Below are 24,784 nucleotides of genomic sequence, written 5' to 3'. Positions count from 1 at the left end.
TCCGCCGTTCCCACGCCGAGGGCGGTCCGCGTGCGACGCGGGCCGCCCTCGGCGCTCGTGCGCGCCCGGGAGGACGCGCCCTAGATCCGCTTAAGGTCGGTCGGGCACTCTGCGTGAAGCAAGCAGACGCTGCGTGAAGTGAGGTGCGTGATGCCGACCGACATCGCCGGCAGTCCCGCCGGCGTCCTGGACGCCTGGTCCGCCCCGCTGGTCGCCGACCAGGTCGGCGCGGAGGAGTTCCTCGGCGGGGTCGCCGACCTGGTGACCCGCGGCCGGGGGACCGGTCGCGTCCTCGTGCCGGGCGGCGGCCCGGTGGCGGACGCCCTGGCGGGGAGGGGGTACGCGGTCACCGCGCCCCCACCCGGCGGACGGCCCTCCGGCCCGCGGGTCGACGTCGTGTTCTCCGGGGCGGACGAGCTGTCGCGGTTCCCGGTGCAGCGCGACCAGACGCGTGCCGTCCGGCGGCTCGCCGCGTTCCTGCGCCCCGGCGGCGCCCTGGTGGTCCAGGGCCGGCACCCCGACCCGGTCGGCTGGGCGGCCGACCCGCGCGTGACCCGCCACGACGCCACCCGCCAGACGCTGGTCCCGGCCGACGTCCGCTTCCCGGTGCGCTACCTGTGGCCCGCGGAGCTGGACCTCATGGCCGAGCTGGCCGACCTCGCCCTGGACGGCCGCTGGGGTGGCTGGTGCGGCGAGCCCGTGCGCGACGGCGGCCCCGTGGTGTCGGTCTACCGCAGCTGAGCCCGCGCGGCGGGCCGGGACGCGGAAAGCCCGGCCCGCCGCGTGAGCGGGCGGGCCGGGCCGGGTCGTGGAGGCGCCGGGGTCAGATCGCGTCCGTCAGCTCCCCGAAGAGGATGCTGTGGTGCAACTTCCGCAGCGAGTTGCCGGGCTCGATGCCCAGCTGCTCGCCGAGGTTCTGCCGTGCCGAGGCGAACGCCTCCAGCGCCTCCGCGCGGCGGTTCGAGCGCAGCAGGGCGGTCATCAGGTACTCGTGGAACGTCTCCCGGAGCGTGTGCTCCTTCGCCAGCGCGGACAGCTGCCCGACGATCTCGCGGTGCCGCCCGACCAGCAGCTCGGTCTCCATCAGCAGCTCCAGGCACTCCAGCCGCTTCTCCTCCAGCAGAGCGGCGCAGGCCTGGACGTCGGGCGAGTCGGTGAAACCGCCGAAGGCCTGGCCGCGCCACAGCGCGGCGGCCTCGCGCAGCACGGTGGCGGCCGGGCCGTAGCCGCGGTCCCGGTACAGCGAACGCCCCCGCTGGTACAGGAACGTGAAGCGGTCGGCGTCGAGCTCGCCGGCCCCGACGCGCAGCGAGTAGCCCCGGGGGCTGGTGACCAGCGGGCTCTCCTCCGGGTCGTCGCCCGTGCCGCGCAGTAACTTGCGCAGCTGCGAGACGTAGACGTACAGGGCGGCGCTGGCGCGGGCCGGCGGGTTGTCCCCCCAGAGCTCGTCGATCAGGTGCTCCGTGGTCACCACCTGGTTGTCCTTCGCCAGCAGCACCGCGAGCAGCGTCTCGACCTTGCGGGCACGCGGCGCGCTGACGCCCGGCCGGCCACTGACCCTGATCTGGCCCAGTATCTCGTAGTTCATCCGTGTGCCTCCGGGTGTCCGCGTCGTTCGAGGTCTGCGTGCCTCGGCGCCCCCGAGCGCGCTGCCTGCCGTCGTGGTGACCGGTCCGTGTCCGGGAAACATAGCAAACCGACCTCCCGGTTTTCAAGATAAAACCGGGAGGTCGGTCTGTTTCTTCCGACCTGGACGCCCGAAGGTCCTACTATAGGGCGAATTTTGCTCTTGCCGCCATTGTAAACCGGGCGGTTGGTATGTAACGATGGTGAGGCGCACGGCCCCGCGGACCCGTCCGAGGTCGCCCGGTGCGACCCGGGAGGGGACGACAGTGACCAAGCAGGCGCGCTCGGAGCAGACCCGGCGGCTGTTGCTGGAGGCCGCGGCCGTGCTGCTGTGGCGGGACGGCTACTCCGACACCAGCCTGATCGACATCGCCCACGCCGCGGGCATCACCAAGGGCGGCCTGTACTTCCACTTCTCGTCCAAGGACCAGATCTGCGACGAGGTCCAGGAGGCCGCGGTGGCCGTGCTGCGCGAGCACGTCGACCGCGGCCCGACCTCCTCGCCGCGCGCGCTCCAGCGGCTGGCCGACCTCGGGCACGCGCTGATGCGCTGGCTCGACACCGATCCCAGGGTGGGCGCCAGCTTCCGGCTGGCCAGGGAGATGGGCGCCAAGGACGCGCGGTTCGTCTCGTTCGCCGTCGCCTGGGCCGCCCAGGTCCGCCAGTGCGTGGCCGACGCCCGCGCCGACGGCGAGCTGGCCGCCGACGTGCCGCTCGACCTGGCCACGCTCCAGGCGGTCGTCACCTGCGTGGGCTTGGAGTCCGTGTTCTCCACCGGCGTGATCAGGCCGGACCCGGGCCTGCAAGGGGCACTGGCCGGGCTCTGGCGCCTCAACGCCCGCGCGCTCGTCGACCGGTTCAACACGGGCGACTGACCAGGCGGGGCGACCGCCCGCGACGCGGGTCAGCCGGACGCGGCGTGCGCGACCGCCGAAGGCGGCGTCGCGGCGAACTTGTGCAACCGCCGGGGCGGCACCACCGAGTGCAGGATGGTGTTCCACATGAACGTCACGCGCTCGGACAGGTCGGCGCGCCCGGTCAGCACCTGCGAGCTCAGCTGGATGCCGGTGAACGAGGCCACCACGAACTGGGCGAGGTCGTGCGCGTTGACCTCCTTGCGGAGGTCGCCGGCCGCCTTCGCCGCGAGCAGGCAGCCGTGCGCGGTGTCGATCCACCGCTTGTAGGCGTTGCCCGCGGGGGAGACGAACGAACCCTGCTCGATGACGAGCCGGATGCTGGCCCGCACCCGGACGTCGGTCTGGAGCGACCTGGCCAGGTCGTGGGACCAGTCGATCAGGGTCTGCAGGCCGGGGCTCTCGACCGTGGTGATCGGGTCGAGCATGCCGAACTGCTCCTCGACGAGCGCGTCGGCCAAGTCCTCCTTGGCCTTGAAGTGGAAGTACAGCGCGCCCTTCGTGACCCCCGCCTCGGACAGGATGTCCGACAGGCTCGCGCCGAGGAAGCCGACCGTGTCGAACCTGGAAGCGGCCGCTTCCAGGATGGCGTTGCGCGTCTGCTCCGCACGCTCTTGGCGAGCCAAGTCGAACCCCTCTCGTAAGCCCCAGCGGAAGACCCGGCGGGAAGCAGCCGGGCCGGCGCCACGACGACGTCCAGTGTAACGCCGGCCCGGGTGAGGGGCCAAAGGAAAAAAACCGGTCGGCAGGTATGGTTTTATCCCCCCGGTTCGGCTACAACTGGACCTGCGCACGGGGATGCGCTCTGAGGGAAGATTCCTTCTGGGGAGGGCCGACATGGTCAGGACTTTGCTTCAGGACTTAGCCCAGCAGAACCACAGATCCGCGGCGGACGAGCCGGACACGCGACCCCTCAAGTTCCAGCAGACGATACCGCGGAGCCTCGTGCACCGCGCCGCCGTGTCCGAGGTCTTCGTCACGGACATGAACATCCTCGGCCCCGACCGCTTCGAGGTCGGCGCGCAGTGGCCCCGCCGGCACACGTTCTTCGGGCCGCGGACGCAGGCCTCCCACGACCCCATGCTGTACGCCGAGACGTGCCGCCAGGCCGGGCTGCTGATCGCCCATCGGGCGTACGGCATCCCCCTCGGCCACAACTTCCTCCTGGACCACAAGACGTACTCGGTGGACGCGGGCGGACTGGCCACCGTGGGCCGGCCGGTCGACGTCACCATGCGCGTCAGCGCGCACGAGGTGAAGTACCGCAGCAAGGACGTCGCCGGGATGCGCCTGGACTTCGAGTGCTTCCGCGACAGCCACCGCATCGGCACGATGTCGGAGCGGTGGCGCTGCGTCTCCTCGTCCGTCTACCGGCGCGTCCGGGGCGACCACTTCGCGGCGACCCCGTTCCAGGCCAAGGTGCTGCCCACCGTCGACCCCGCCCTGGTCGGCCGCGAGCGACCGGAGGACGTCCTGGTGGCCCGGACGGACGCGCCGGGCACCTGGTCGCTCCAGTTCGACCCGGACCACGCGGTGCTGTTCGACCACGGGGTGGACCACGTGCCGGGCATGGTGCTCGTCGAGGGCGCCCGGCAGGCGGCGCTGCTGACCGCGGACGACCCCTACGCCCTGCCGGTGCACACCGACTTCCGGTTCCTGAAGTACGTGGAGTTCGACCAGGAGTGCCTGCTGCACGCCGTCGAGGAGCCCTCGGCGGAGGCGGATACCCGCGTGGTGCGGGTGACGCTGGAGCAGAACGGCGCCACCGCCGCCCTGGGCACGTTGGCGATGCGCTCGTCATGCCAGGCGACCTGAGGGCGGTCGGCACGGCGGACATCGTCGTCACGGGGGCGAACGGCTTCATCGGCGCGGCCGTGGTGCGCGAGCTGGTGACCCGGGGGATGGGTCCCAGGCTCCGCGTGCTCGTGCGACGCCCCGCGCCGGGGTGGATGACCGACGCGGGGGTGGAGGTGTGGCGCGGCGACCTGACCGCGCCCACCGGGCTCGTCGGGCTGTGCGCCGGGATCACGACCCTGGTGCACCTGGCATCGCAGGTCGGGGGAGACGAGGCGCGGTGCGTCGCGGTCAACGTCGACGGCACCGGCAACCTCCTCGCCGAGGCCCGGCGGGCGGGCACCGCGAACCTGTCCTACCTCAGCACCTGCGGGGTCTACCGCGACGGCGTCCACCGCGGCGCGCCGGAACCCGTGCGCTCCGCCGAGGGCGAGGTCCCCGAGGCGGACCCGGGCCTGATCGCCGACCCCGCGTCGGCCACCAGCCGCAGCCGGCTGGCGGCCGAACGGCTGGTGCGGGCCGCCGGCGGCGTGGTCCTGCGACCGCACCTGGTCCACGGCGCCGGCGACCGCCACGTCGTGCCCGCGCTGGTGCGCTGGCTCAGCGCGGTGCCGGCGTGGGCGGCGGGCGCCACGGCGCGCACCTCCCTCGTGGCCGTCACCGACCTGGCCGCCGCCATCGCGACGCTCGCGCTCAGACCCGGGGTCGCACGCCCCGGCGACGTGTTCCACGTGGCGGACCCCCACCCCGTGCGGCTCCGCCTCCTCCTCGCCGCCGTGTGCGGCCTGTTCGACCTGCCGCTGCCGGTCGCGAACCTGACCCTCGCCGAGCACCAGGCCCGCACCCGCCTGGCCCTGCCCGCGCTCAGCGACCACCAGTATTCCCTGCTCACCCGGGACCACTGGTACGAGAGCAGCCGGATCTGGGCGCTCACCGGGGAGTCGCCGGGCCCCGGCTACGTCCTGCGGCTCGCGGAGGCGGCGGACTGGTACCGGGAATCGCTGGGCATGAGAAGAGCCGCGGCCTGACCCGCCGCTCGGCGGTCGCCGGCCTCCGGGCGTCGGCGGGACGCGGCACCCGGACGCGTTCGCGCGGAGAGCGGACGCCAGTCCGGGCACGTACTCGTCGCACGCGGACGGGATCACGTCGTGGGTGCGGTCCGTCGCGCCCGCGAGGCGACGTCCTCGCGGGCGACCCCGACGGAACCGGATTCCGCATATTTCGGTGTTGCGCGGCAACGCTTCCGCTCCGTGCCGGAGCCTCGTTCAGGTGACGTGGAGGATCACGCTCCTACGCGCACAACCCGAGCCGAGTGCGGGCGGGTGAATCGCAGCTCCATCGGGTGTCACCGGGTGTGCTCCGGGATGGTGCGTGGCTAGCTTCGCTCCTGTGCATCTGTCACCTCAGGAGCGGGACAAGCTGCTCGTCCACGTCGCCGCCGACGTGGCTCGGCGTCGTCTGGAGAGCGGTCTGCGGTTGAACCAGCCGGAAGTCGTCGCGCTGATCACCTCGCACGTGCTGGAAGGCGCGCGGGCGGGACGGGCGGTGGTCGAGCTGGCCGCGTCGGGACGGCGCGTGGTGCGCCGGGACCAGGTCCTCGACGGCGTGCCGGACATGGTGGAGATGGTGCAGGTCGAGGCGACGTTCCCGGACGGCACGAAGCTGGTGACCGTGCACGACCCGATCCCCTAGCAGCGGAGGCGCGCGTGCGTCCAGGCGAGATCATCCCGGCCGACGACCCGGTGCCGCTCAACCCCGGTCGGCCGCGCACGCACCTGGTGGTGCGCAACAAGGCCGACCGCCCGGTGCAGGTGGGTTCGCACTACCACTTCGCCGCGGTCAACCCCGAACTCGACTTCGACCGCGAGGCCGCGTGGGGCCTGCGGTTGGACATACCGGCGGGCACGGCGGTGCGGTTCGAGCCGGGCGTGCCACGCGAGGTCCCGCTCGTGCCGATCGGGGGGAACCGCGTGGTTCCCGGGCTGCGGTGGGAGTACGCGGGCACGCTGGACGAGCGGGGGGCGGAGCCGGGTGATCCGGAGTCGGCCAAACCGGACCCGTCGACGGGGTCCGACGAACCGAGCGGAAGGACCTCGTGAACCACGAGACGGAGATCAAGCGCCGCCGCTACGCCGAACTGCTGGGCCCCACGGTCGGGGACAAGATCCGGCTCGCCGACACGAACCTCCTGATCGAGGTCACCGAGGACCGGTCGATGGGGCCGCGGGGCTCCGGTGACGAGGTGGTCTTCGGCGGCGGCAAGGTCATCCGCGAGTCGATGGGCCAGTCGCGGGCCACCCGCGCGGAGGGCGCGCCGGACCTGGTGATCACGGGTGTCGTGGTGCTCGACCACTGGGGCGTGGTCAAGGCCGACGTCGGCGTGCGGGACGGCAGGGTCGTCGGCATCGGCAAGGCCGGCAACCCCGACGTCATGGACGACGTCGACCCGGAGCTGATCATCGGTCCCGGGACCGAGATCGTCGCCGGCAACGGGAAGATCCTCACCGCCGGCGGCGTCGACTGCCACGTCCACTTCGTCTGCCCGCAGATCGTGGACGTCGCCCTGGCCGGCGGCCTGACCACCCTGATCGGCGGCGGCACCGGCCCGGCGGACGGCAGCAAGGCCACCACCGTCACCCCCGGTCCGTGGAACCTGGCCCGGATGTTCCGCGCCATGGACGGCCAGCCGGTGAACATCCTGCAGACGGGGAAGGGCAGCACCGCGCACCCCGCCGCGCTGTGGGAGCAGCTGCGCGGCGGCGCCGGCGGGTTCAAGATCCACGAGGACTGGGGGGCGACACCCGCCGCCCTGGACCTGGTGCTGAGCGTGGCGGAGAAGAGCGGTGTGCAGATCGCCATCCACACCGACACCCTCAACGAAGCGGGGTTCCTGGAGTCCACCCTGGAGGCCATCGGGGACCGCTCGGTCAACGCCTACCACGCCGAGGGCGCCGGTGGCGGGCACGCGCCGGACATCCTGCGCGTCGTGGCCCACCCCAACGTGCTGCCCTCCTCGACCAACCCGACCCGGCCGCACACCGTGAACACCTTCGACGAGCACCTGGACATGTTGATGGTGGCCCACCACCTCAACCGGTCGATCCCGGAGGACCTGGCGTTCGCGAGCAGCCGCATCCGGCCCAGCACGATCGCCGCCGAGGACGTGTTGCAGGACATGGGCGCCATCTCGATGATCAGCTCCGACGCGCTGGCCATGGGCCGGATCGGCGAGGTCGCCCTGCGCACCTGGCAGACCGCGCACGTGATGAAGGCCAAGCGCGGCAGGTCCCGCCAGGACGAGGACGCGGACAACGACAACATGCGGGCACGCCGGTACGTCGCCAAGTACACGATCAACCCCGCGATCGCCCACGGCATCGACCACGTGGTCGGCTCGGTCGAGGTGGGCAAGCTGGCCGACCTGGTGCTGTGGGACCCGAAGTACTTCGGGGTGCGCCCGCAGTTGGTGTTCAAGGGCGGCGTCATCGCCTGGGCGCAGATGGGCGATCCGAGCGCGTCGATCCCGACACCGCAACCGGTGTGGTCGCGCCCGATGTACGGGGCCGCGCCGAAGGTCGCCGCCGAGTGCAGCGTGCACTTCGTCTCCCCGGAGGCGATGGACGCCGGCCTGCAAGCCCAGCTGAGGACGGCCACCCCGATGGAGGCGGTGCGCAACACCCGCCGGCGGTTCAAGGACAGCATGGTGCTCAACGGCGAATGCCCCGAGGTCGTCGTGCGACCGGACAACTTCGCCGTCTACATCAACGGCGACCTGGTCGAACCCGATCCGGTGGCCGAGTTGCCCATGACACAGCGCTACTTCCTGTTCTGATGCGCCCCGACGGACTCGCGGACGCCGCGGGAACGGCAGCCGTGCTGTGCCTGGTGGACTCCCGCTTCCCCGGCGGCGGGCACGCCCACTCCGGCGGGGTGGAGGAAGCCGTCGCACGCGGCCTGGTCACCGACGTGCCGACCCTCGCCTCGTTCCTGCGAGGCAGGCTCCGCACCGCCGGCGCGCTCGCCGCCGCCTTCGCCGCCGCGGCCACCCACACCGCTCGGGAACGACCGGACCGGGCCCGGTGGCGGAAATTGGACGCCGAACTCGACGCCCGCACCCCGTCACCCGCGCAACGCGCGGCATCCCGTGCACAGGGACGCGGCACGGCGCGCGCCGGACTGCTCGCCTGGCCCTCGCCGGCGCTCGACGACCTGCTGGCGGCCACACCCCGCCCGCACCACCCGATCGCGCTGGGCGTGCTGGCCGGGATCGCCGGCGCGTCCCCCCGCGACTCCGCGCTCGCCGCCGCCTACCTGTCGGTCAGCGGACCGGCGTCCGCCTGCGTCCGCCTGCTCGGCCTGGACCCCTTCCGGGCCAACGCCGTCGTCGCAGACCTGTCCGCGCCGATGGGGCGCGTCGCCGCGACCGCCGCCGGGACCTGCGACGTGCCGCCGCGAGACCTGCCCGCGCCCAGCGCACCCGCCCTGGACCTCTTCGCCGAGACCCACGACCGAACCCACCGCCTGGAGGTGCGTCTCTTTGCCAGCTGACCACACGACCGGCCACGGCCACGGCCACACCCACCCGGTCAACTTCGACCCCACCGCCACCGAACCCGACCCCCACACCCCGCCGACGGCGACCGGGCGGGCGTTCCGCATCGGCATCGGCGGCCCGGTCGGCAGCGGCAAGACCGCCCTGACCGCCGCGCTGTGCCGCGCCCTGGGCGGCGAACTCGAACTCGCGGTGGTGACCAACGACATCTACACCACCGAGGACGCCGACTTCCTGCGCCGCGCGGGCGTGCTCGACCCCGCGCGCATCGAGGCCGTGCAGACCGGCGCGTGCCCCCACACCGCGATCCGCGACGACATCACCGCCAACCTCGACGCCGTCGAACGCCTCGAAGAACGCTTCCCCGCGCTGGACCTGGTGATCATCGAGAGCGGCGGCGACAACCTCACCGCCGTGTTCAGCCGGGGCCTGGCCGACCGGCAGGTCTTCGTCGTCGACGTCGCCGGCGGCGACAAGGTGCCCCGCAAGGGCGGCCCCGGTGTCACCACCGCCGACCTGCTGGTCATCAACAAGACCGACCTCGCCGAACACGTCGGCGCCGACATGGACGTCATGGTCTCCGACGCCCACCGCATGCGCCGCCACCGACTCCCGGTGATCACGCAGTCCCTGGTGCGCACCCCCGACGCCCCGGACGTCGCCGCCTGGGTCCGCGCCCTGCTGCGCGAGGACCACCCGGCGCACGAGGACGTCGCACAGCTCTCGGGCACGGCGTGAAGGCCACCGCCCGACTGGTGGTGGAACGGGACCGCACCGGCCGCAGCGTCGTGCGCGACCTGCGGTCGGTCTCGCCGCTCACGCTGATGCCGTGCCCCGCCACCCGGCACGACGACGACCCCGACACCGCGCTGGTCCACCTCGTCGGCTCCGCCGCCGCCCCGCTGGGCGGTGATGTCCTGGAGGTCACCGTCGAGGTCGGGCCGGGCGCGGCGCTGAGCCTGCGCGCGATCGGCGCGACCCTCGCGCTGCCCGGCCAGCACCCCGGACCCAGCCGCACGTCGATGACCTTCCAGGTCGCCGACGGTGGCCGACTGGAGTACCTGACCGAGCCGACCATCGTCGCCGCCGGAGCCGACCACCACGCCGATCTGCGCGCGGACCTCGCAGCCGACGCCCGGCTGCGCTGCCGCGAGGTCGTCGTCCTCGGTCGCAGCGGTGAACGACCCGGCCGGTTCCGCGGTGACACCCAGGTGCGTCGGGACGGCGCCACCCTGCTGTGCCAGGGCCTCGACCTGGGTGATCCCGACCTCGACGCCTGTCCCGCGTACCTGGCCGGTCACCGCGTCGTCGCCACCGAACTGCTCGTCGGCGATGCCGGCCCGCCCGAACCGGTCGTCGGCGACTGGTGGTCGCTCGTGCCCCTGCCGCACGGCGGCTCACTGGCCACCGTCCTGGCCGAGGACACCATCGCCGCCTACCGCCTCCTCGACACCGCCACACGCCCCGCACGTCCGGCACGCGACCCGGAGGCGATCGCCGCCCCTGGGTACGCCGTCCCCGGGCACGCCGCTCCCGGTCAGGTCGACCGCGAACCGGCCCACGCCACCGGCCTCCGCTGATCCTCCGCACGGACCACCCGCACCCAGGTGGTCCCTGCAGCGGTGACCGGTCGGGCGGGACTCGTCCACCTCCACCTCGTCGAACGATTCGTCCGACCTGTCGTGCCGGAACGCCGGTCGGCACAGCAGCCCGACCGGATGAGCCGGTGGAGCTGGCCCTCGGCGTCACGTTCCTGGTTGGATCGGACTCGTCCGGTGATGACCGGGACAGAGGGGGATGCCATGGGGAGTCCGGTCGACGGGGTGCGCGCGCTGTGGCGGGAAGTGCTTGGCGCACAAGCCAGGTTCGACGTCGGTTTCACGGCCAATGACGGAGATTCCTTCAAAGCCACGGTGTTCGCCGTTCGGGTGTTCGAGGAGTACGGCCTCGAAGTGGACTACCTGGACGTGATGGAGGCCGCCGATTGCTCGGCGGTTCAGCGGATCGTGGCTTCGGCGGGGAACGACCAGGGTGTGCTCGGCCAGTCCTGACGGAGCAGTCGTCCCACCACGGCGGCGGCCAGCTCCTCGGGTGCCCGGGCGTTCAGGTGGCCAGTGGGGGTGTTGGTCAGCTCGGTGCGCATCGGCGGGAGGCGCAGCACGGCCGTGCCCACCTCGGGGTGGTTGTGGGTCAGCCAGGACGCGAGGCCCTCGATGGCCGCTTTCGCCGTGATGTAGTGGGGCCAGTGCGCGGGCGGTGCGGTGACGGCTTCGGTCGAGACGAACAGGGCCCAGTGGCCGGTTCGGTTCAGCTTGGGCAGTGCGCAGCTCAAGGGCACCATGGCGGCGGCGATGGCCTGGTCGGCGTGGTGCCTGGCTTCGGCTGCCGCTTCGGGTGACAGGGTGATCGGCCGCAGCGGTGGAGTGGCGTTGAGGACGACGCCGGTCAGGTCGTCGGTGATCGATTCCAGCACCGTCGCCATGGCTGTCGGGTCGGTGGCGTCGGCGTGGTGCAGACGCAGCCGATCGGCGTGTGGCCCGGCGGCGTCGGCGGCCGGGCGCGAACTCGCGTAGGTGCCGTGCACGACCGCGCCCTGGCTGAGCAGTGCCAGTGTCAGGGCCGCGCCGAAACCCCGGCTGCACCCCACGACGAGGACGGTCTTGCCGGTCAGGCCGGAACCCGGCGGCAGGAACCGCGCGACGCGGTCGAGCGTGGGCCCTTCGACGCGGCGGCCGGCGAAGGAGCACAGTCGGAGCTCGGCGACCGGTGTCCCGCCGGAGGTGAGGACGGCCGAGCACGTGGTGATGCGGCTTCGCGGGTCGTGGTTCTCCACCAGCAACCGGTAGCCGAAGGGCCGGTGCGGCGATGGTCGTGCGTGGAGGCGGAGGTCGATCTCGGCGAGGACCCCGTCCCTGCCCGGTAACACCATGCCGCTCGCGTAGCTGCCGAAGGCGAGCGCGAGGTGCGCGGGAGTGGTCGGCCCCCCGGTGAGAGCGGCCAAGCCGTCCCAGCGGGGTTCGTACTCGCCCGTGAACTCCACGCCCGGAGTGATCTCCGCGTGTTCCCTCGGCCGGGTGCGGGTGGTCGGGTCGTGGAGGGGCGTGGTCGACGTCGCGGACGGCGGACGGCTCAGCGTGCCGGTGCGCGGCACGGCCTTGAGCACCACTCGGCCTCGTCCGCGCAGGGATACCCGGCGGCCGTCGTGGACGACCGCGTAGGGCTCGCCCGTGAACACCGGTTCCTGGAAGAGCAGGCGCGTTCCGCGGATGTCCGGGCCGAGCAGGTGCAGTGCGGTGATCCCGGCCAGTGCCCCGTGCACGACCGTCCGGCCGAACGGTGTCGAGCGGGCGAACGCGGGGTCGACGTGCAGGGGGTTGTGGTCGTGGGAGGCGTCGGCGAACGCGGCGACGTCCGCGTCGGTGAACCGGACGGTGCCGGTCACGCCGGCTGGATCAGCTCGGCCAACTCGGCGACCGTGACCCGGTCCGCGGTGAGCACCCAGTCGGGGAAGCGGACGTCGAACTCGGACTCCAAGGCGTGCACGATCCGCACGTGTGCCAACGAGTTCCAGTCCTCGATCGTGTGCCGCCCGTCGGTGTCGGCCGGCTCGTGGTCGAGGTCCAGCAGGTCCATCAGGATCTCCTGGATTCGGGCGGTCATGGCTGCTCCCGGATGTAGGGGCTGTCGATGGGCGGTGTCCCGGTGAGGTCGAGGAACCAGCCGTCGTCGTCGCGCTGGAACCCGAGCCGGTCGTAGAGGTCGGCGACCAGCGCGTTGCGCGGTCCCGGGCGGTAGTGGCCACGCAGGCGGCGGATCCCGGCGTCGGCGGCGTGCCGGGACAGGGCGGCCAGCAGGTGGTGCTCGGCCGTGCGGCCGATCACGCGACAGCTGAGCACCAGGGTGTCGATGGGCAGTTCTCCGCCCGACACCGGGCCGGCCAGGCAGAGCCCGACGATGCCGTGGTCGGCGAACCGGTCGGCCAGGCCGATGGTCAGGCAGGTCCAGTCCGGGGCGCGGCGCAGCGCGTCGATCTCGGCGGGGGAGCGGCGGCGCAGCGTCAGGTTGAACTGGTTGGTCTTCCGGCTGAGCTGCGCGGCCCGCTCGACGGTCCGCTCGGTCACCGGCCGCACCCGCGCGGTCATCTCCAGCGAGTGCCAGAACTCCGGCAGGGACGCCGCTTCACCACGCAGCCGCTCGGCCTGGCCGCGGGCGGTGTAGGACGCGGCGCGGCCGGTGTCCTCCTCGGTCCGGGACACCGGTTCGAGCAGGACCGACGAGGCGACGAGCCGGGGGAAGTCCGCGACGGGGCCGTCCAGCACCACCGCGCCGACCTCGGGCAGGCGTTGGCGCACTTCCAGGCACTCCGCCGGGTTGTCGTCCAGCAGCACGACGTCCTCCGGTGACACGCCCAGCGCTTCGACGATGTCCCGCACCTGCTCGGATTTCGGCCGCCAGTCCGCGACGAACGCCGCGAAGTCGTCGAGTCGCAACCGCATGTGGGGGTTGCGCTCGAACGGCTCCCGTGCGGCCGCCCCGTCGTTCTTGGAGCTGACGGCCAGTACGACGCCCGTGTCGCGGAGGTCGGCGAGGAACTCCTGGAACGCCCGGAACGCCTCACCCCGGGCACTGCCCGGACCGATGTCGACACCGTCCCAGCCGAGCTCGCCGACCACTCCGCCCCACAGCGAACCGTCCAGGTCGAGCACGAGGCACTTGCAGCCCAGGCCCGCGTCGGCGGCGAGCACGGCGCCGATCTCCCGCGCGGTCGCGGCCAGGCCCTCGTACCCGGCGGGTTGCCTGGTGGCGTACCAGATCCGGTGGTCGAACCAGGTCCGCTTGCCCAGGTCGGACGCGATCCGGTCGACGTCCACGACGAGCACGTGGCTCCGGCTCGCGGCGGCGGCCAGTCGGCGGTTGACCTCGCGCACCACGGTCGTCCGCGACCGCGGCACCGTCGAAGCGAGGTTGCCGAGGACGTCGCCGTCCGGCACGGCGAACAGCAGCTGGACGGGCCGCGCGCCCAGTTCCGCCACCAGCCGCCACGCGCCCGTCCACCGCGCCACGACCGCGTCCACGACCGCCTCGGGCTCCTCCACCAGGTCCGACAGGCCCAGGTCCTGCGTGCTGGGGGCGAGCAGGACGTGCGTCGGCGCGAAGGCCACGAGCCCGGCCGGCTCCAGCAGGCACTGTTCCACCTGGCCGAACGGCGGCGCGTGCACCTCCACCCGCAGGCCGTGGATCGCGCACGCCACCGGCAGCAGCTCGCCGAGTTCGGCGGTTTCGAACGTGCTGAGCAGGGCGAGCCGGGTCTCGCGGCGGTACGCGGGAGTCCAGCCCCGGCCGGCGGCGGTGGCGAGCAGCCGCACGGCCCGCCGGAAGAGCCCGTAGCCGCCGCCGAGCCGCAACGCGGGGCGCAGCGACGCCCACGCCTCGGCGAAACCGCCCTCGGCGACCAGCGCGCGGACGCGCTCGGACAGCTCGACGTCGGTCAAGTCGCCACGCCTTCCCCGGGGCTCGCCGCCGACTCCAGGTCGGCCAACTCGTCGAGCAGGTCGGACAACGCGCCCGCGCCCGCGCCGCCGGTCGTCGCCGCGTACATCGCCCTGGGCGGGACCTGCGCCCAGAGTCGTCGCAGGTCGTCGCCGTAGCGCCGCACCCGGTCCCGCGCGGCGGGACGGCTGTCGGTGCGTTCGGTCCACCGCCGCACGGTGAACGCGCGGTGACGTCCGACGCTCCACAGGTCGTCCACCTGGCGGTAGGCGTCCGGGTTGGTGGCGTGGTCGCGGAAGTGCCGGGCCAGCGTGCGCAGCGCGGCCGGCCCGCGGGACCCGCTCGGTGCGGGGCCGGCGGGCCGCTCCCCGCTCTCGATCCACCTGTACGGGTGGGTGACCGGGCCGGCGTCGTCACCGAGCGCGTACCGCTCGCGCAGCGCGATCACCGGGTCGTGCACCGGAACCGAGAGCAGCAGCCCGCGCAGGTCGTCGACGACCGTCCGCACGGGACGTTGCTCTCCGCGGGTGTTGCGCATCGCCAACGCGTCCAGCACCTCCACGCCCTCGTCGCGGGCCACCACGGTGAACCAGTGCGGTGCGGGGTCCCCTCCGTGGCCGACCTGCCAGGGCAGCCACCGGGTGTCGCCCGCGACCACGACCGGCTCGCCGCGACCGAGCGCGGCGGTGATCCGGCCGACCGCCTCGTCGGCCGACTCCGCGCTCGCACGGGCCAGGCGCGCCCGTGCGCCGAAGTCCGGCGCGAAGTGCACGAACCCGAACAGGTCGTCAGGCTCGTCGGTCAGGGTGAGCGTCAGGTGCGGGTCGATCGCGTCGCGCCAGTCGGGTCCGGTGACCGCCAAGGCCGCCGCGACGGCCGCGCTGTAGCAGGTGAACACGTCGCCGTACGCGCGCAACTCCGCCCAAGCGGAGTGCGTCGCGGGCGGTCGGGCGCGGACCCTGCCCGGTGAATCCGGTATCCGAAAAGGCATCATTCCCCCCGGGCGGCCCTGATCAATTCGTCCGAGGCCCATTCCACAGGTACCACAGGGGGTGTCGGGCTGTAAACAAGCCGGCTCGGCGGACCCGGGCGTCGGTGCGCGGCTTGACAAGTCCCACCTCGCCGCTATGTTCGAAGCAGGTCAACGGCTTCTGCCAGTGATCTCGGCCGGGCCGCGACCGCCGTGACCGGTGTGGTGGGGGATCTTCCACCTCGGTCGAGGTGGATGTGCGCAATTCTTTCGACGGGTTCGTCCGGGTATTCGACGGGTTCGATCGCAGGATCGGGTGCCGGTTTCTTCCGGCTGGTGAAGTGGATCACGGGGGCTGTGCGTGTCATTTGGCGTGCGATTTTCACCCGGCCAGGAAGGTGTTTACCTCGCGGACACCGCGGCGGCCGACCCGGTGGGCTACACCGTGTCCGCGGTGTACCGGGTGACCGGTCCCCGCGATGACGCGAGGCTCGCCGAGCGGGTCGAGGAGCTCGTCCGCCTGCACCCCTTGCTCGCCTCGCGCGTCGTCACCGAACGGGACGGGTTCCGCCTCGTCGCGTCGGACCGGCCGGTGGCGTTGGAGGTCCGGGACCGGCCCGGCGGCTGCCGGACCCCGCACGACGCCGTGGCCGGGCCGTACGACCTGGCCCGCGGACCGCTGGTGCGGCTGGTGCTGCTGCGGTACTCGGCGCGGAGCGCGGACCTGGTCATCGGCGCGCACCACCTGGTGGTGGACGAGTCGTCCGTCGAACTCGTCGCGCGGTGGCTCCTGGTCGACGGCGTGCCACCCGAGCCCGGACGGTTCGGCGAGTGGTCCGCGAACCGGCACGAACGCGCCGCCCGCGACGGGGCGGGCCTCGCCGACCTGCGCGCGGAGCTGCGTGCCGCCACGACGGCGCTCGACCTGGCGTGGGGGATGCCCGCCCACGACGGCGCGGGGTCCGGGCGGGTCGAGTTCACGCTGGACCCGGTGACGTGGGGCGGCGTGCGGTCGGTCGCGGCGGCGGCGGGCGCGAGCTGGTACGCCACGTGCCTGGCCGCCGTGGGACTGGTGCTCTCCCGGAACTGCGGCACCACCACGCCGGTGGTCGGTGTGACCGTCAACGGCCGCTCGCCCCGGCTCGCCGCGTCGATCGGCTACTTCGGCAACACCGTCCTGGTCCCGGTCGACGCCGCGGGGGACCTCACGGTGGGCGGGCACCTGCGCCGGACGCACGAGTCCGGTCTGCGCGCCTACCGGCGGTCGCACTTCCCGCTGCCACTCGTCCTCGGCGAGGACGGTGGCGCCGGCCCGCAGGTCGTTGTGGTGCCCAGGGCCGACCTGCCGACGCTGAGCACCGGCCCGACCCGCTGCGAGCCGGTGCCCGCACCGGGCCCGGGAGCCGCGACGTTCCCCATGACCTGCTACGTCAAGGACCGCGCGGACGGCTCCATGCAGGGCGTCCTGGTCTTTCGCCAGGCGGTGTTCGGCCCGGCCGCCGTCGAGCGGTTCGCCGGGCAGGTGCGGACCGTGCTCACCGAGTTCGCCCGGGGCCCCGACCGCCCGCTGGCCGGCGTGCCCACGCTGGGGGCCGCGGAACGGGACGCGGTGCTCGCCCTGGGGCGCGGCGCGCCGGTCGCCCCGGTGGTGGACACGGTCACCTCGCTGTTCGCCCGGCAGGCGGCCCGTTCCGGCGAGCGGGTCGCGGTCAGCGACGTGGACGGCGACGTGACCTACCGCGAACTCGACGAACGGTCGACCCGCCTGGCCGGAGCACTGGCGGAGGCCGGCGTCGTCGGCGGGGACCGCGTGGGTGTGTGCCTGGAGCGCTCGTCGGGACTGGTCGTCGCGCTGCTCGCCGTGCTGAAGGCCGGGGCGGCCTACGTGCCGCTCGAACCGTCGTACCCGGCCGGACGGCTGGCCTTCACCGCGGCCGACGCCGGGGTCCGGGTGGTGGTCACCGACCGCGCGGCGGCGCCGAACGGGCTGCGCGCGGTGGACGTGGCGGCGGAAGCCGCCGGACGTCCGCCGGTCCCGGTGTCACCGGGGGACCCGGCCTACGTCATCCACACGTCGGGTTCGACCGGCGAGCCGAAGGGCGTGGTGGCCACCCACGGCAACGTGGTCAGCCTGATCGGCGCGACGTCCGGCGAGTTCGGGCTCGGCGCGTCCGACGTGTGGAGCTGGTTCCACTCCTTCGCCTTCGACTTCTCGGTGTGGGAGGTCTGGGGTTGCCTGCTGACCGGCGGACGGCTGGTCGTCGTGCCGCGGTGGACCTCGCGGGACCCGGCCGAGTTCCACCGGACGCTGGTGCGCCACCGCGTCACCGTGCTCAGCCAGACGCCGTCCGCGCTGGCGGTGCTGTCGGGCTCGGCCGGGAGCGGGCTGTCCCGGCTCGCGGTCCGGCTGCTGGTCTGCGCCGGCGAACCCCTGGACACGACCTCGCTGCGGCCCTGGTTCGACCACCGGCCGGAACCCGGTCGCGTGGTCAACATGTACGGGATCACCGAGACGACGGTCCACTGCACCCTGCGCGACCTGACCGCGGCCGACACCACCCGGTCCGAGCGCTCGGTGGGCAGGCCGCTCGCGGGGTGGGAACTGCACGTGCGCGACACCGCCGGGCACCCGGTCCCGGTCGGCGTCGCCGGCGAGATCCACGTCGCCGGCTCGGGCGTGACCGCCGGCTACCTCAACCGGCCGGAGCTGACCGCCCTGCGGTTCCCCGGCGGCGCCCGCTACCGCAGCGGCGACCTGGGGCGCTACCGGCCCGACGGTGAACTGGAGGTCCTCGGCCGGATCGACGACCAGGTGAAGATCCGCGGCCACCGCGTCGAGCCCGGCGAGGTCCGCGCCGTGCTGGCCGGGCACCCGCGCGTCCGGGCGGCGGCCGTGGTCGCCACCGGTTCCCCGCCCCGGCTCGACGCCTACGTGGTGCTCGACGGCGAGGCGCCGGCGGAGGAGCTCAGGGCGCACCTGGAACGCGGACTCCCCGCCCACATGCTGCCGTCGACGATCACGCCGGTCGCGGAGTTCCCGTTGACCTCCAACGGGAAGCTGGACGTGGAGGCGCTCGTGCCGGTGGCGGCGCCGGAGCCGGACGAGGAGCCGTTCACCGGCGTGGAGTCCACCGTGGCGCGGATCTGGCGGCAGGTGCTCGGCCGCGACGTGCGGCGGGGGGACAACTTCTTCCGGATCGGCGGCAACTCGCTGCTGGCGGTCCGGGTCCTGACCGCGCTGCACGACGCCGGGCACCCGGACGTGACGCTGCGGGACGTGTTCCGGTACTCGACGCTGTCCGACCTGGTGAAGACGATCGAGGAGGTCGGCTCGTGAGCCCGCGCACCGAACCCGCGTCGACCTGTGAGCGCAGGTTCTGGTTCGCCGAGCAGATCGGCGCCGGCACCCGGTCGGTGCTGCTGCACATCGAGATCGACGGCCTGGTCGACGAGGTCGCGCTCGCCGAGGCGCTGCGCGCGGTGCGCGCCCGGCACGAGGCGCTGCGCACGGGGTTCGCGCTGCGCGGCACGGCGTTGGTCCGCGAGGTGCACGCGGACCCGGGCGGTCCGGAGCTGGTGCTCCTGCCGCCGGACGTCGGACTCGCCGACGTGCCGCGGGTGTTGACCGTCGTCCCGCTCGACCTGGCCGGGGGCTCGTTGATCCGGGCCGGCTTGCGCGGTGGCGACCTGTTCGTCGTGGTGCACCACATCGTGTTCGACGGCCTGTCCGGTCAGGTGTTCACCAAGGACCTCGCCGCGGCCTACCGCCAAGCGCTCGACACCGGCCGCGCCGACCTGGGCGTGTCGGGCCGCCGTCCGGAGCCGGTGATCGCCGCGCCGCGCCGGGCCGTGCTGGAACGGCACTGGCGGGCCCGGCTGGACGGTGTGCCGGAGCTGCCCGACCTGGGTGCGCCGACCACCTTGCGCGAGTTGACCCGCGGAACCGTGGTCGAGCACGGGTGGAGCCGGCCGGCCGGGGAAGCCGGACGGTTGCGCGCGTACGCCAGGGAAGCGGGGATCTCGGTGTTCACCCTGGCGCTGTGGGCGTTCGCGTCCGCGCTGGGCGAGGTCGGCGGCGCCGACGACTTCTGCGTGGGCACGGTGTTCGCCGACCGGCCGCCCGGTGCCGACCACGAGATCGGCTGCATGATCAACATGCTGCCGATCCGGATCGTCGGCGCCGGCCGCGACGGCGGGCTCGCCCGCGCCTGGGAGTCCGCGGTGGACGCCCTCACCCACAGCGAGCTGCCGATCGAGGACATCGTCGCGGCCTGCGCGCCGGGCAACCGCCGCAGGATGCCGCTCTACCAGGCCACACTGCTCTACCAGAGCTGGCCGCGGGTGGACCACGACGCCGGTCCCGCCCGGCTGCGGTCACGACCGGTCAGCCCTCGCGGCGGCTACGCCGAGGTGCTGCTGGAGGTACGGGACGACGAGCGCTGGCACGGCGTGTTCCAGGCGCCCGAACGGGCCGGCTGGGCGAACCGGCTCGACGCGCTGTCCACCGCGTTCTCCGCCCGGCTCGACGGACTGGGGCGGCCATGACGCGGACGAGGCTGATGTGCCTGCCGCACGCGGGCGCCGGCGCGGGGCTGTACCGGCCGTGGCGGGACTACGAGTCGGACGTCCTGCGCGTGGTGCCGGTCCAGCTGCCGGGCCGGGAGGAACTGTTCACCGAGCCGCACTCCGGCTCGATGGCGGAGGCCGCGCGCCGGTGTGCCGGGCAGGTGCTCGACCTGGCCGGCGGAGAGCCGTTCGCCTTGTACGGGCACAGTTTCGGCGCGCTGCTGGCGTTCGAGACCGCGCGGGAGCTGCTGGCCGCCGCGGGTCCGCTGCCGAGCCGGCTCGTCGTGGGCGGCGCGGCCGACCCGGCGTCCCGCCGGCCCGATCACCTGGCCGACCTGGACGACGACGGGCTGATCGCCTGGGTCCGGCGGGGAGCGGGAACCGGGTCGGACGTGTGGTCGGTGCCCCAGCTGCGGGAATTGCTGCTTCCCGCACTCCGCGCGGATGTGGCGCTGTTCTCCGGGTACCGCGCGGATGTCGTCCGGGCGCTGCCCTTCCCGATCACCGCCCTGCGCGGGGTGGACGACGACGCGGTGCCCGCCGGGCTGTGCGCGCGGTGGGCCGACTGGACCACCTCGTCGTTCGAGCTGATCGAGCTGCCGGGTAGGCACCTCTACTTCACCGAGGACTGGCCCCGGCTGTGGCGGACCCTCGAATCAGTGATGCGCCGACCAGAGGGGAGCGTGGGACGGTGAACGCGGCGGACCAGCGGGAGTGCCGGGGAGCCCGGTTCTTCGACGCCGTGCGGGCGGTGCACGCGCGGCAGCGCGGACTACCGCCCCTGCGCGCCCGCGCGGACGACGGCGACCGGCCGTTGTCCTTCCCCGAGAACAGGCTGTGGCTGCTCGGCCGGCTCGACCAGGACTCCGGGGCCTACCACATGCCGGTCGTGCTGCGGCTGCGCGGACAGCTCGACGTCACCGCGCTGGAAGCCGCGCTGAACACCCTGGTGCGGCGGCACGAGACGCTGCGCACCGCGTTCCCGGTGGTCGACGGCGAGCCCGTCGCCCGGGTGGCACCGTTCCGGCCGGCACGGCTGCCGGTCGAGGATGCGGCCGAGGACGACCTGGCGCGGCGGGCGGCCGGGATCGTCGCCGAACCGATGGACCTCGGTGAAGGGCCGCTGTTCCGCGTGCGGCTGCTGCGTGCGGGTCCCGACCTCCACGTGCTCGTCCTGTGCCTGCACCACATCATCGGCGACGGCTGGTCGCTCGGCATCCTCGCCGGCGAGCTCGCGGACGCCTACCGGGGCGGGCCCGAACCCGTTCCGCCACCGATCCGGTACGGGGACTTCGCCCGCTGGCAACGGGAATGGCTGACCGGTGAACCCCTCGACCTGCTGGTGCGCCACTGGCGGGAACGGCTGGACGGCCTGCCGCCGGTCAGCGCGCCGCCCGCCGAGCTGGCCCGTCCCGCCCGGCGCGGCCACCGGGGTGGCCGGACGCGGTTCGCGCTCACCGGGGCGTCGGCGGCACGACTGGACGAATTCGTCCGGCTGGAGGACGTCTCGCCGTTCGTGTTCTTCATGACGGCGTTGTTCGCGCTGCTCCACCGGTACACGGAACAGGACGACCTGGCGATCGGCACGGTGGTGGCCAACCGCAACCGAGCCGAGTCGGAGAAGGTCGTCGGCTGCTTCATCAACACGCTGGTGCTGCGGGTGGACCTGTCCGGCGACCCCTCGTTCCGCGAACTGCTGGGTCGGGTTCACGAGAGCTACGTGGACGCGTTCGCCCACCAGGACCTGCCCTTCGACCAGCTGGTGGCCCACCTGCGTCCGGACCGCGACCCGGCGCGCGACCCCGTGGCGCAGGTGGTGTTGACCTACCAGAACGCCAACCCGGTGCCGTGGCGGCTGCCCGGCCTCGACGTCAGCGCGTTGCGCGTCGAACGGGAGACGGCCCGGTTCGACCTGGCGCTGTCCGTGCGCGAGTCCGACGGCTACCGCTGCGCCTGGGAGTACAACCGGGACCTGTTCACCGAGGGCGGCGCCGGGATGTTCGCGGACAACCTGGGCAGTCTGGTCGGGGCGGCGCTGGACGCCCCGGACGAGCCGTTGTCGCGGCTGGCCCTCGCCGACGCGGCGGCACCGCCGCACGTCCGCGGCCGTTCGCTGGAGGTTCCGGCACGCCGCCTGCACGAACTGTTCGCCGAGCAGGTCGCCCGCACCCCGGACGCGCCCGCGCTCGTGCCGGCATCGGGCACCGCGCTGACCTACCGCGACGTCGAGGAGCGCGCCAACCGGCTGGCGAACCTGCTGCGGGAGGAGGGGGTCGAGGCGGGGGCGCTCGTCGCGGTGCACCAGCGGAGGTCAGTGGGGTCGGTGATCAGCGTGCTGGCCGTGCTGAAGGCGGGCGGCGCGTACCTGCCACTGGACCCCGCCTACCCCGCCGCGCACCTCGCGTGGCCGCTGGAGAACGCACCCGTCCGGCTCGTGCTGACCACGACCGACGACCGCGACCACCTGCCCGACACCGACCTGCCGACGATCACCGTCGACATCGACCTCGGTGAGCTGCCCGCGACCGCACCGCCGGCGGCGGACGCGCCCGATGACCTCGCCTACGTGCTCTACACGTCGGGCTCCACCGGTCGCCCCAAGGGCGTGCGCGGTGTGCACTCCGCCATGGTCAACCGCCTGGCGTGGCTGTGGGACGAACGGCCGTTCGAGGCGGACGACGTGTGCGTCCACAAGACGGCGCTCGGGTTCGTCGACTCCCTGGCGGAGATGTTCGGCGGGCTGCTGCGCGGCGTCCCCACGGTGGTGCTGCCCGACGAGGTGGTGCGCGACGCCCCCACCCTGGTGCGGAGCCTCGACGCGCACCGCGTCACCCGGATGACCCTGGTCCCGTCACTGCTGCACGCGCTCCTGGAGGCGTTCCCCGACCTTGGCGACCGCCTGCCCCGGCTGCGCCACTGGATCAGCAGCGGCGAGGAACTCCCCGTGGACCTCGTCTCCCGCTTCCGCCGCCAGGTCCCGGGCGCGACGCTGTGGAACCTGTACGGGTCCACCGAGGTCGCGGCGGACTGCACCTGGTTCGACACCGCGGAGCTGGGCGACGCGGCGACCGTGCCGCTCGGCAGGCCCATCGCGAACACCTCGGTGCACGTGCTGGATCCGTTGCTGCGGCCGGTTCCGGCGGGGCTGCCCGGCTCCGTCCACGTCGGGGGCGCCGCACCCGCGGACGGCTACCTCGACCCGGACGACCGGTTCCGGCCGGACCCGTTCGCCCCGGCGGGGTCGCGCCGCCTGCTGTACGACACCGGCGACCGGGGCCGCTACCGGCCCGACGGCACCCTCGAACTCCTCGGGCGGAACAGCGGGGTCGTGAAGGTCCGCGGATTCCGCGTCGGTCTGGCGGAGGTCGAGCGGGCCGTGCGGTCCCACCCGCAGGTCGCGCGGGCGGCGGTCGTCCCGGTCGACTCGGCGGGCGGTGTCCGGCTGGTGTGCGCCGCGGTACCCGAGCCGGGGACGGGACCGACACCCGAACTGCTGCTGGACTTCCTGCGGCTGTCACTGCCCGCCCACCAGGTCCCGTCGACGATCCGCGTCGTCGCCGACCTGCCGCTGACGACGAGCGGCAAGGTGGACCGGAGGGCGCTGGCCGAGGAGAAGGCCGATCCGTCGCCCGTTCCCACCGCGCTGCCGGTCACCGCCGCGCAACGGGAGGTCGCGGCCATCTGGAGCGAGCTGCTCGGTCTCGACCACATCGGGCTGTCCGACGACTTCTTCGCGTTGGGCGGGCACTCCCTGCTCGCCATGCGCGTGCTGGGTCGGGTGCGGGATTCGCTCGGCGTCGAGATCCCGTTCCAGCGCTTTTTCGAGCTCCGCACCGTCCGCGCGCTGGCCGCAGCAGTGGAGCACGCGCCGCGGGACGTCACCGACACCGACGACGAGGAGACACCGTGAGTCCAGGTATCGAGCAGGCCACGACGAACGAGGAGCCGGCCGTGCTCCAGCAGTTGGAGGACTTCTTCGTCAACGCCCCCCTGGGGCTGCAGATCACCGACAACGACGGCACGGTGCGCTCCGCCAACATCGCGATGCTGCAGATCGTGGGTGCGCTGGACCGGCGGGAGGAGTTCGTCGGCCGGAACTTCGCCGACTTCTTCGCCGACCCCGACCTGGCCGGGTCGCTGCGGGACCGGGTCGCCGGCGGTGCCCGGCTGAACAACGTCGAAGCGGCTCTGCGCACCGCGGACGGCTCGACGTGCGACGTGCTGATCGACGTGTCCGGACGGTTCGTCGCCGGCGAGTGGGTGGCGACCCGGTGGTTCGTGCGCCGGCGGCTGATCTCGCAGCTGCCCAGCGTGAACCCGCACATGGAGGTGCACGGCGCGCCGGGGACCAACGAGGACGCCTTCATCTGGGGCGCCCAGCTGGTCAACCACGACGCGGACGACGTGCTCGCCGGTCTCGGCCAGGAGGAGAAGCAGGCCCGGCTGGAGGAGCTGGAGGACTTCTTCGAGGGCGCGCCCGCCGGGGTGCACTTCGTCGGGTTCAACGGCCTCATCCTCCGGGCCAACCGGATGGAACTGGAACTGCTGGGCTACCAGGACCACCGCGACGAGTACGTCGGCCACCACGTCCGCAAGATCCACTCGAACAAGGCGATCGTCGAGGACCTGCTGCGCAGGCTGGTCGAGGGCGAACCGGTGATCAACTTCCGGGCGCGGCTGCTGCGCAAGGACGGCGAGTCCGAGCCGGTGATCATCTACTCCGGTCTGCGGCTCAAGGACGGCCGGTTCGAGAACACCCGCTGCTTCCTGTTCTCCGACCACGACCCGGACGCCGAGCTCACCGTTCCGAGCGGTTTCGGCTGGCCACGCAACGACTGAGCGGGAAGCGAGCACCACATGGATGACAACGGC

General features: G+C 73.3%; 22 protein-coding genes. 16 read left to right on the top strand and 6 right to left on the bottom strand.

Translation table 11 applies throughout. The features are described 5' to 3' along the window. Window positions 1-150 precede the first annotated feature (150 nt). The gene (locus J2S66_RS14785) at window positions 151-741 is read left to right on the top strand and encodes a hypothetical protein (RefSeq protein WP_310307613.1); all 591 of its coding nucleotides are present in this window, start codon (window positions 151-153) and stop codon (window positions 739-741) included. An 82-nt stretch (window positions 742-823) separates the two neighbouring features. On the opposite strand, the gene J2S66_RS14780 is transcribed toward J2S66_RS14785, so the two are convergent. Further along, window positions 824-1,588, bottom strand: a complete 765-nt coding sequence (locus J2S66_RS14780; RefSeq protein WP_310307612.1) for an AfsR/SARP family transcriptional regulator — start codon at window positions 1,586-1,588, stop codon at window positions 824-826. A gap of 304 nt (window positions 1,589-1,892) precedes the next feature. On the opposite strand from J2S66_RS14780, the gene J2S66_RS14775 reads away from it, so the two are divergent. Next, on the top strand, window positions 1,893-2,501 hold the full coding sequence (locus J2S66_RS14775) for a ScbR family autoregulator-binding transcription factor (RefSeq protein WP_310307611.1): 609 nt from the start codon (window positions 1,893-1,895) through the stop codon (window positions 2,499-2,501). Window positions 2,502-2,530: 29 nt separating this feature from the next. Here the strand turns inward: J2S66_RS14775 and J2S66_RS14770 are convergent, their stop codons facing one another. Next, window positions 2,531-3,166: a ScbR family autoregulator-binding transcription factor gene (locus tag J2S66_RS14770; RefSeq protein ID WP_310307609.1), complete on the bottom strand. Its 636-nt coding sequence runs from the start codon at window positions 3,164-3,166 to the stop codon at window positions 2,531-2,533. Between the two features lie 172 nt (window positions 3,167-3,338). Between J2S66_RS14770 and J2S66_RS14765 the strand changes: the two genes are divergently transcribed. From J2S66_RS14765 to J2S66_RS14725, 9 genes are all read left to right on the top strand, one after another. Then, a complete protein-coding gene (locus J2S66_RS14765; protein WP_310307608.1) occupies window positions 3,339-4,355 on the top strand; it encodes a ScbA/BarX family gamma-butyrolactone biosynthesis protein in 1,017 nt (338 codons plus the stop codon). Beyond that, window positions 4,340-5,362 (top strand): NAD-dependent epimerase/dehydratase family protein, encoded by a 1,023-nt coding sequence (locus tag J2S66_RS14760; protein ID WP_310307607.1) that lies wholly within the window; start codon window positions 4,340-4,342, stop codon window positions 5,360-5,362. The genes J2S66_RS14765 and J2S66_RS14760 overlap by 16 nt, the downstream gene beginning before the upstream one ends. A gap of 361 nt (window positions 5,363-5,723) precedes the next feature. Continuing rightward, window positions 5,724-6,026, top strand: a complete 303-nt coding sequence (locus tag J2S66_RS14755; RefSeq protein ID WP_310307606.1) for an urease subunit gamma — start codon at window positions 5,724-5,726, stop codon at window positions 6,024-6,026. A 14-nt stretch (window positions 6,027-6,040) separates the two neighbouring features. After that, complete coding sequence (locus tag J2S66_RS14750) at window positions 6,041-6,433, top strand: urease subunit beta (protein WP_310307605.1); 393 nt, start codon at window positions 6,041-6,043, stop codon at window positions 6,431-6,433. Then, window positions 6,430-8,166 (top strand): urease subunit alpha, encoded by a 1,737-nt coding sequence (locus tag J2S66_RS14745; protein ID WP_310307604.1) that lies wholly within the window; start codon window positions 6,430-6,432, stop codon window positions 8,164-8,166. Before J2S66_RS14750 ends, J2S66_RS14745 begins: the two co-directional genes overlap by 4 nt. Further along, complete coding sequence (locus tag J2S66_RS14740; RefSeq protein ID WP_310307603.1) at window positions 8,166-8,882, top strand: urease accessory protein UreF; 717 nt, start codon at window positions 8,166-8,168, stop codon at window positions 8,880-8,882. The genes J2S66_RS14745 and J2S66_RS14740 overlap by 1 nt, the downstream gene beginning before the upstream one ends. Beyond that, window positions 8,872-9,624 carry an urease accessory protein UreG gene (gene ureG / locus J2S66_RS14735; RefSeq protein ID WP_310307602.1) on the top strand — a complete coding sequence of 251 codons (753 nt, stop codon included), beginning with the start codon at window positions 8,872-8,874 and terminating at the stop codon, window positions 9,622-9,624. The genes J2S66_RS14740 and ureG overlap by 11 nt, the downstream gene beginning before the upstream one ends. Beyond that, window positions 9,621-10,466: an urease accessory protein UreD gene (locus tag J2S66_RS14730; RefSeq protein WP_310307600.1), complete on the top strand. Its 846-nt coding sequence runs from the start codon at window positions 9,621-9,623 to the stop codon at window positions 10,464-10,466. The genes ureG and J2S66_RS14730 overlap by 4 nt, the downstream gene beginning before the upstream one ends. A 198-nt stretch (window positions 10,467-10,664) precedes the next feature. Next, on the top strand, window positions 10,665-10,937 hold the full coding sequence (locus J2S66_RS14725; RefSeq protein ID WP_310307599.1) for a phosphopantetheine-binding protein: 273 nt from the start codon (window positions 10,665-10,667) through the stop codon (window positions 10,935-10,937). Here the strand turns inward: J2S66_RS14725 and J2S66_RS14720 are convergent. The 4 genes from J2S66_RS14720 to J2S66_RS14705 are packed head-to-tail and all read right to left on the bottom strand — an operon-like array spanning window position 10,883 to window position 15,292. Continuing rightward, the gene (locus J2S66_RS14720; RefSeq protein ID WP_310307597.1) at window positions 10,883-12,328 is read right to left on the bottom strand and encodes an SDR family NAD(P)-dependent oxidoreductase; all 1,446 of its coding nucleotides are present in this window, start codon (window positions 12,326-12,328) and stop codon (window positions 10,883-10,885) included. The genes J2S66_RS14725 and J2S66_RS14720 overlap by 55 nt on opposite strands. Then, window positions 12,325-12,546: an acyl carrier protein gene (locus J2S66_RS14715; protein WP_310307596.1), complete on the bottom strand. Its 222-nt coding sequence runs from the start codon at window positions 12,544-12,546 to the stop codon at window positions 12,325-12,327. Before J2S66_RS14715 ends, J2S66_RS14720 begins: the two co-directional genes overlap by 4 nt. Continuing rightward, entirely contained in the window at window positions 12,543-14,378 is a 1,836-nt protein-coding gene (locus tag J2S66_RS14710; protein WP_310307595.1) for an HAD-IIIC family phosphatase, read from the bottom strand. The genes J2S66_RS14715 and J2S66_RS14710 overlap by 4 nt, the downstream gene beginning before the upstream one ends. Next, window positions 14,375-15,292 (bottom strand): hypothetical protein, encoded by a 918-nt coding sequence (locus tag J2S66_RS14705; RefSeq protein WP_310307594.1) that lies wholly within the window; start codon window positions 15,290-15,292, stop codon window positions 14,375-14,377. The genes J2S66_RS14710 and J2S66_RS14705 overlap by 4 nt, the downstream gene beginning before the upstream one ends. A 427-nt stretch (window positions 15,293-15,719) precedes the next feature. Between J2S66_RS14705 and J2S66_RS14700 the strand changes: the two genes are divergently transcribed. The 5 genes from J2S66_RS14700 to J2S66_RS14680 are packed head-to-tail and all read left to right on the top strand — an operon-like array spanning window position 15,720 to window position 24,751. Next, window positions 15,720-18,683, top strand: a complete 2,964-nt coding sequence (locus J2S66_RS14700) for a non-ribosomal peptide synthetase (RefSeq protein ID WP_310307593.1) — start codon at window positions 15,720-15,722, stop codon at window positions 18,681-18,683. Beyond that, window positions 18,680-19,891 (top strand): condensation domain-containing protein, encoded by a 1,212-nt coding sequence (locus tag J2S66_RS14695; protein ID WP_310307592.1) that lies wholly within the window; start codon window positions 18,680-18,682, stop codon window positions 19,889-19,891. The genes J2S66_RS14700 and J2S66_RS14695 overlap by 4 nt, the downstream gene beginning before the upstream one ends. After that, on the top strand, window positions 19,888-20,607 hold the full coding sequence (locus J2S66_RS14690; RefSeq protein WP_310307591.1) for a thioesterase II family protein: 720 nt from the start codon (window positions 19,888-19,890) through the stop codon (window positions 20,605-20,607). Before J2S66_RS14695 ends, J2S66_RS14690 begins: the two co-directional genes overlap by 4 nt. Beyond that, complete coding sequence (locus tag J2S66_RS14685) at window positions 20,604-23,822, top strand: non-ribosomal peptide synthetase (protein ID WP_310307589.1); 3,219 nt, start codon at window positions 20,604-20,606, stop codon at window positions 23,820-23,822. The genes J2S66_RS14690 and J2S66_RS14685 overlap by 4 nt, the downstream gene beginning before the upstream one ends. Further along, on the top strand, window positions 23,819-24,751 hold the full coding sequence (locus tag J2S66_RS14680; protein ID WP_310307588.1) for a PAS domain-containing protein: 933 nt from the start codon (window positions 23,819-23,821) through the stop codon (window positions 24,749-24,751). Before J2S66_RS14685 ends, J2S66_RS14680 begins: the two co-directional genes overlap by 4 nt. Window positions 24,752-24,784 lie beyond the last annotated feature (33 nt).

Origin of the sequence: Saccharothrix longispora, assembly GCF_031455225.1 — a bacterium.
Lineage (GTDB): Bacteria > Actinomycetota > Actinomycetes > Mycobacteriales > Pseudonocardiaceae > Actinosynnema > Actinosynnema longispora.
Note: the sequence above shows the minus strand (reverse complement) of the source record. Positions and strands in the feature narration are given on the sequence as shown.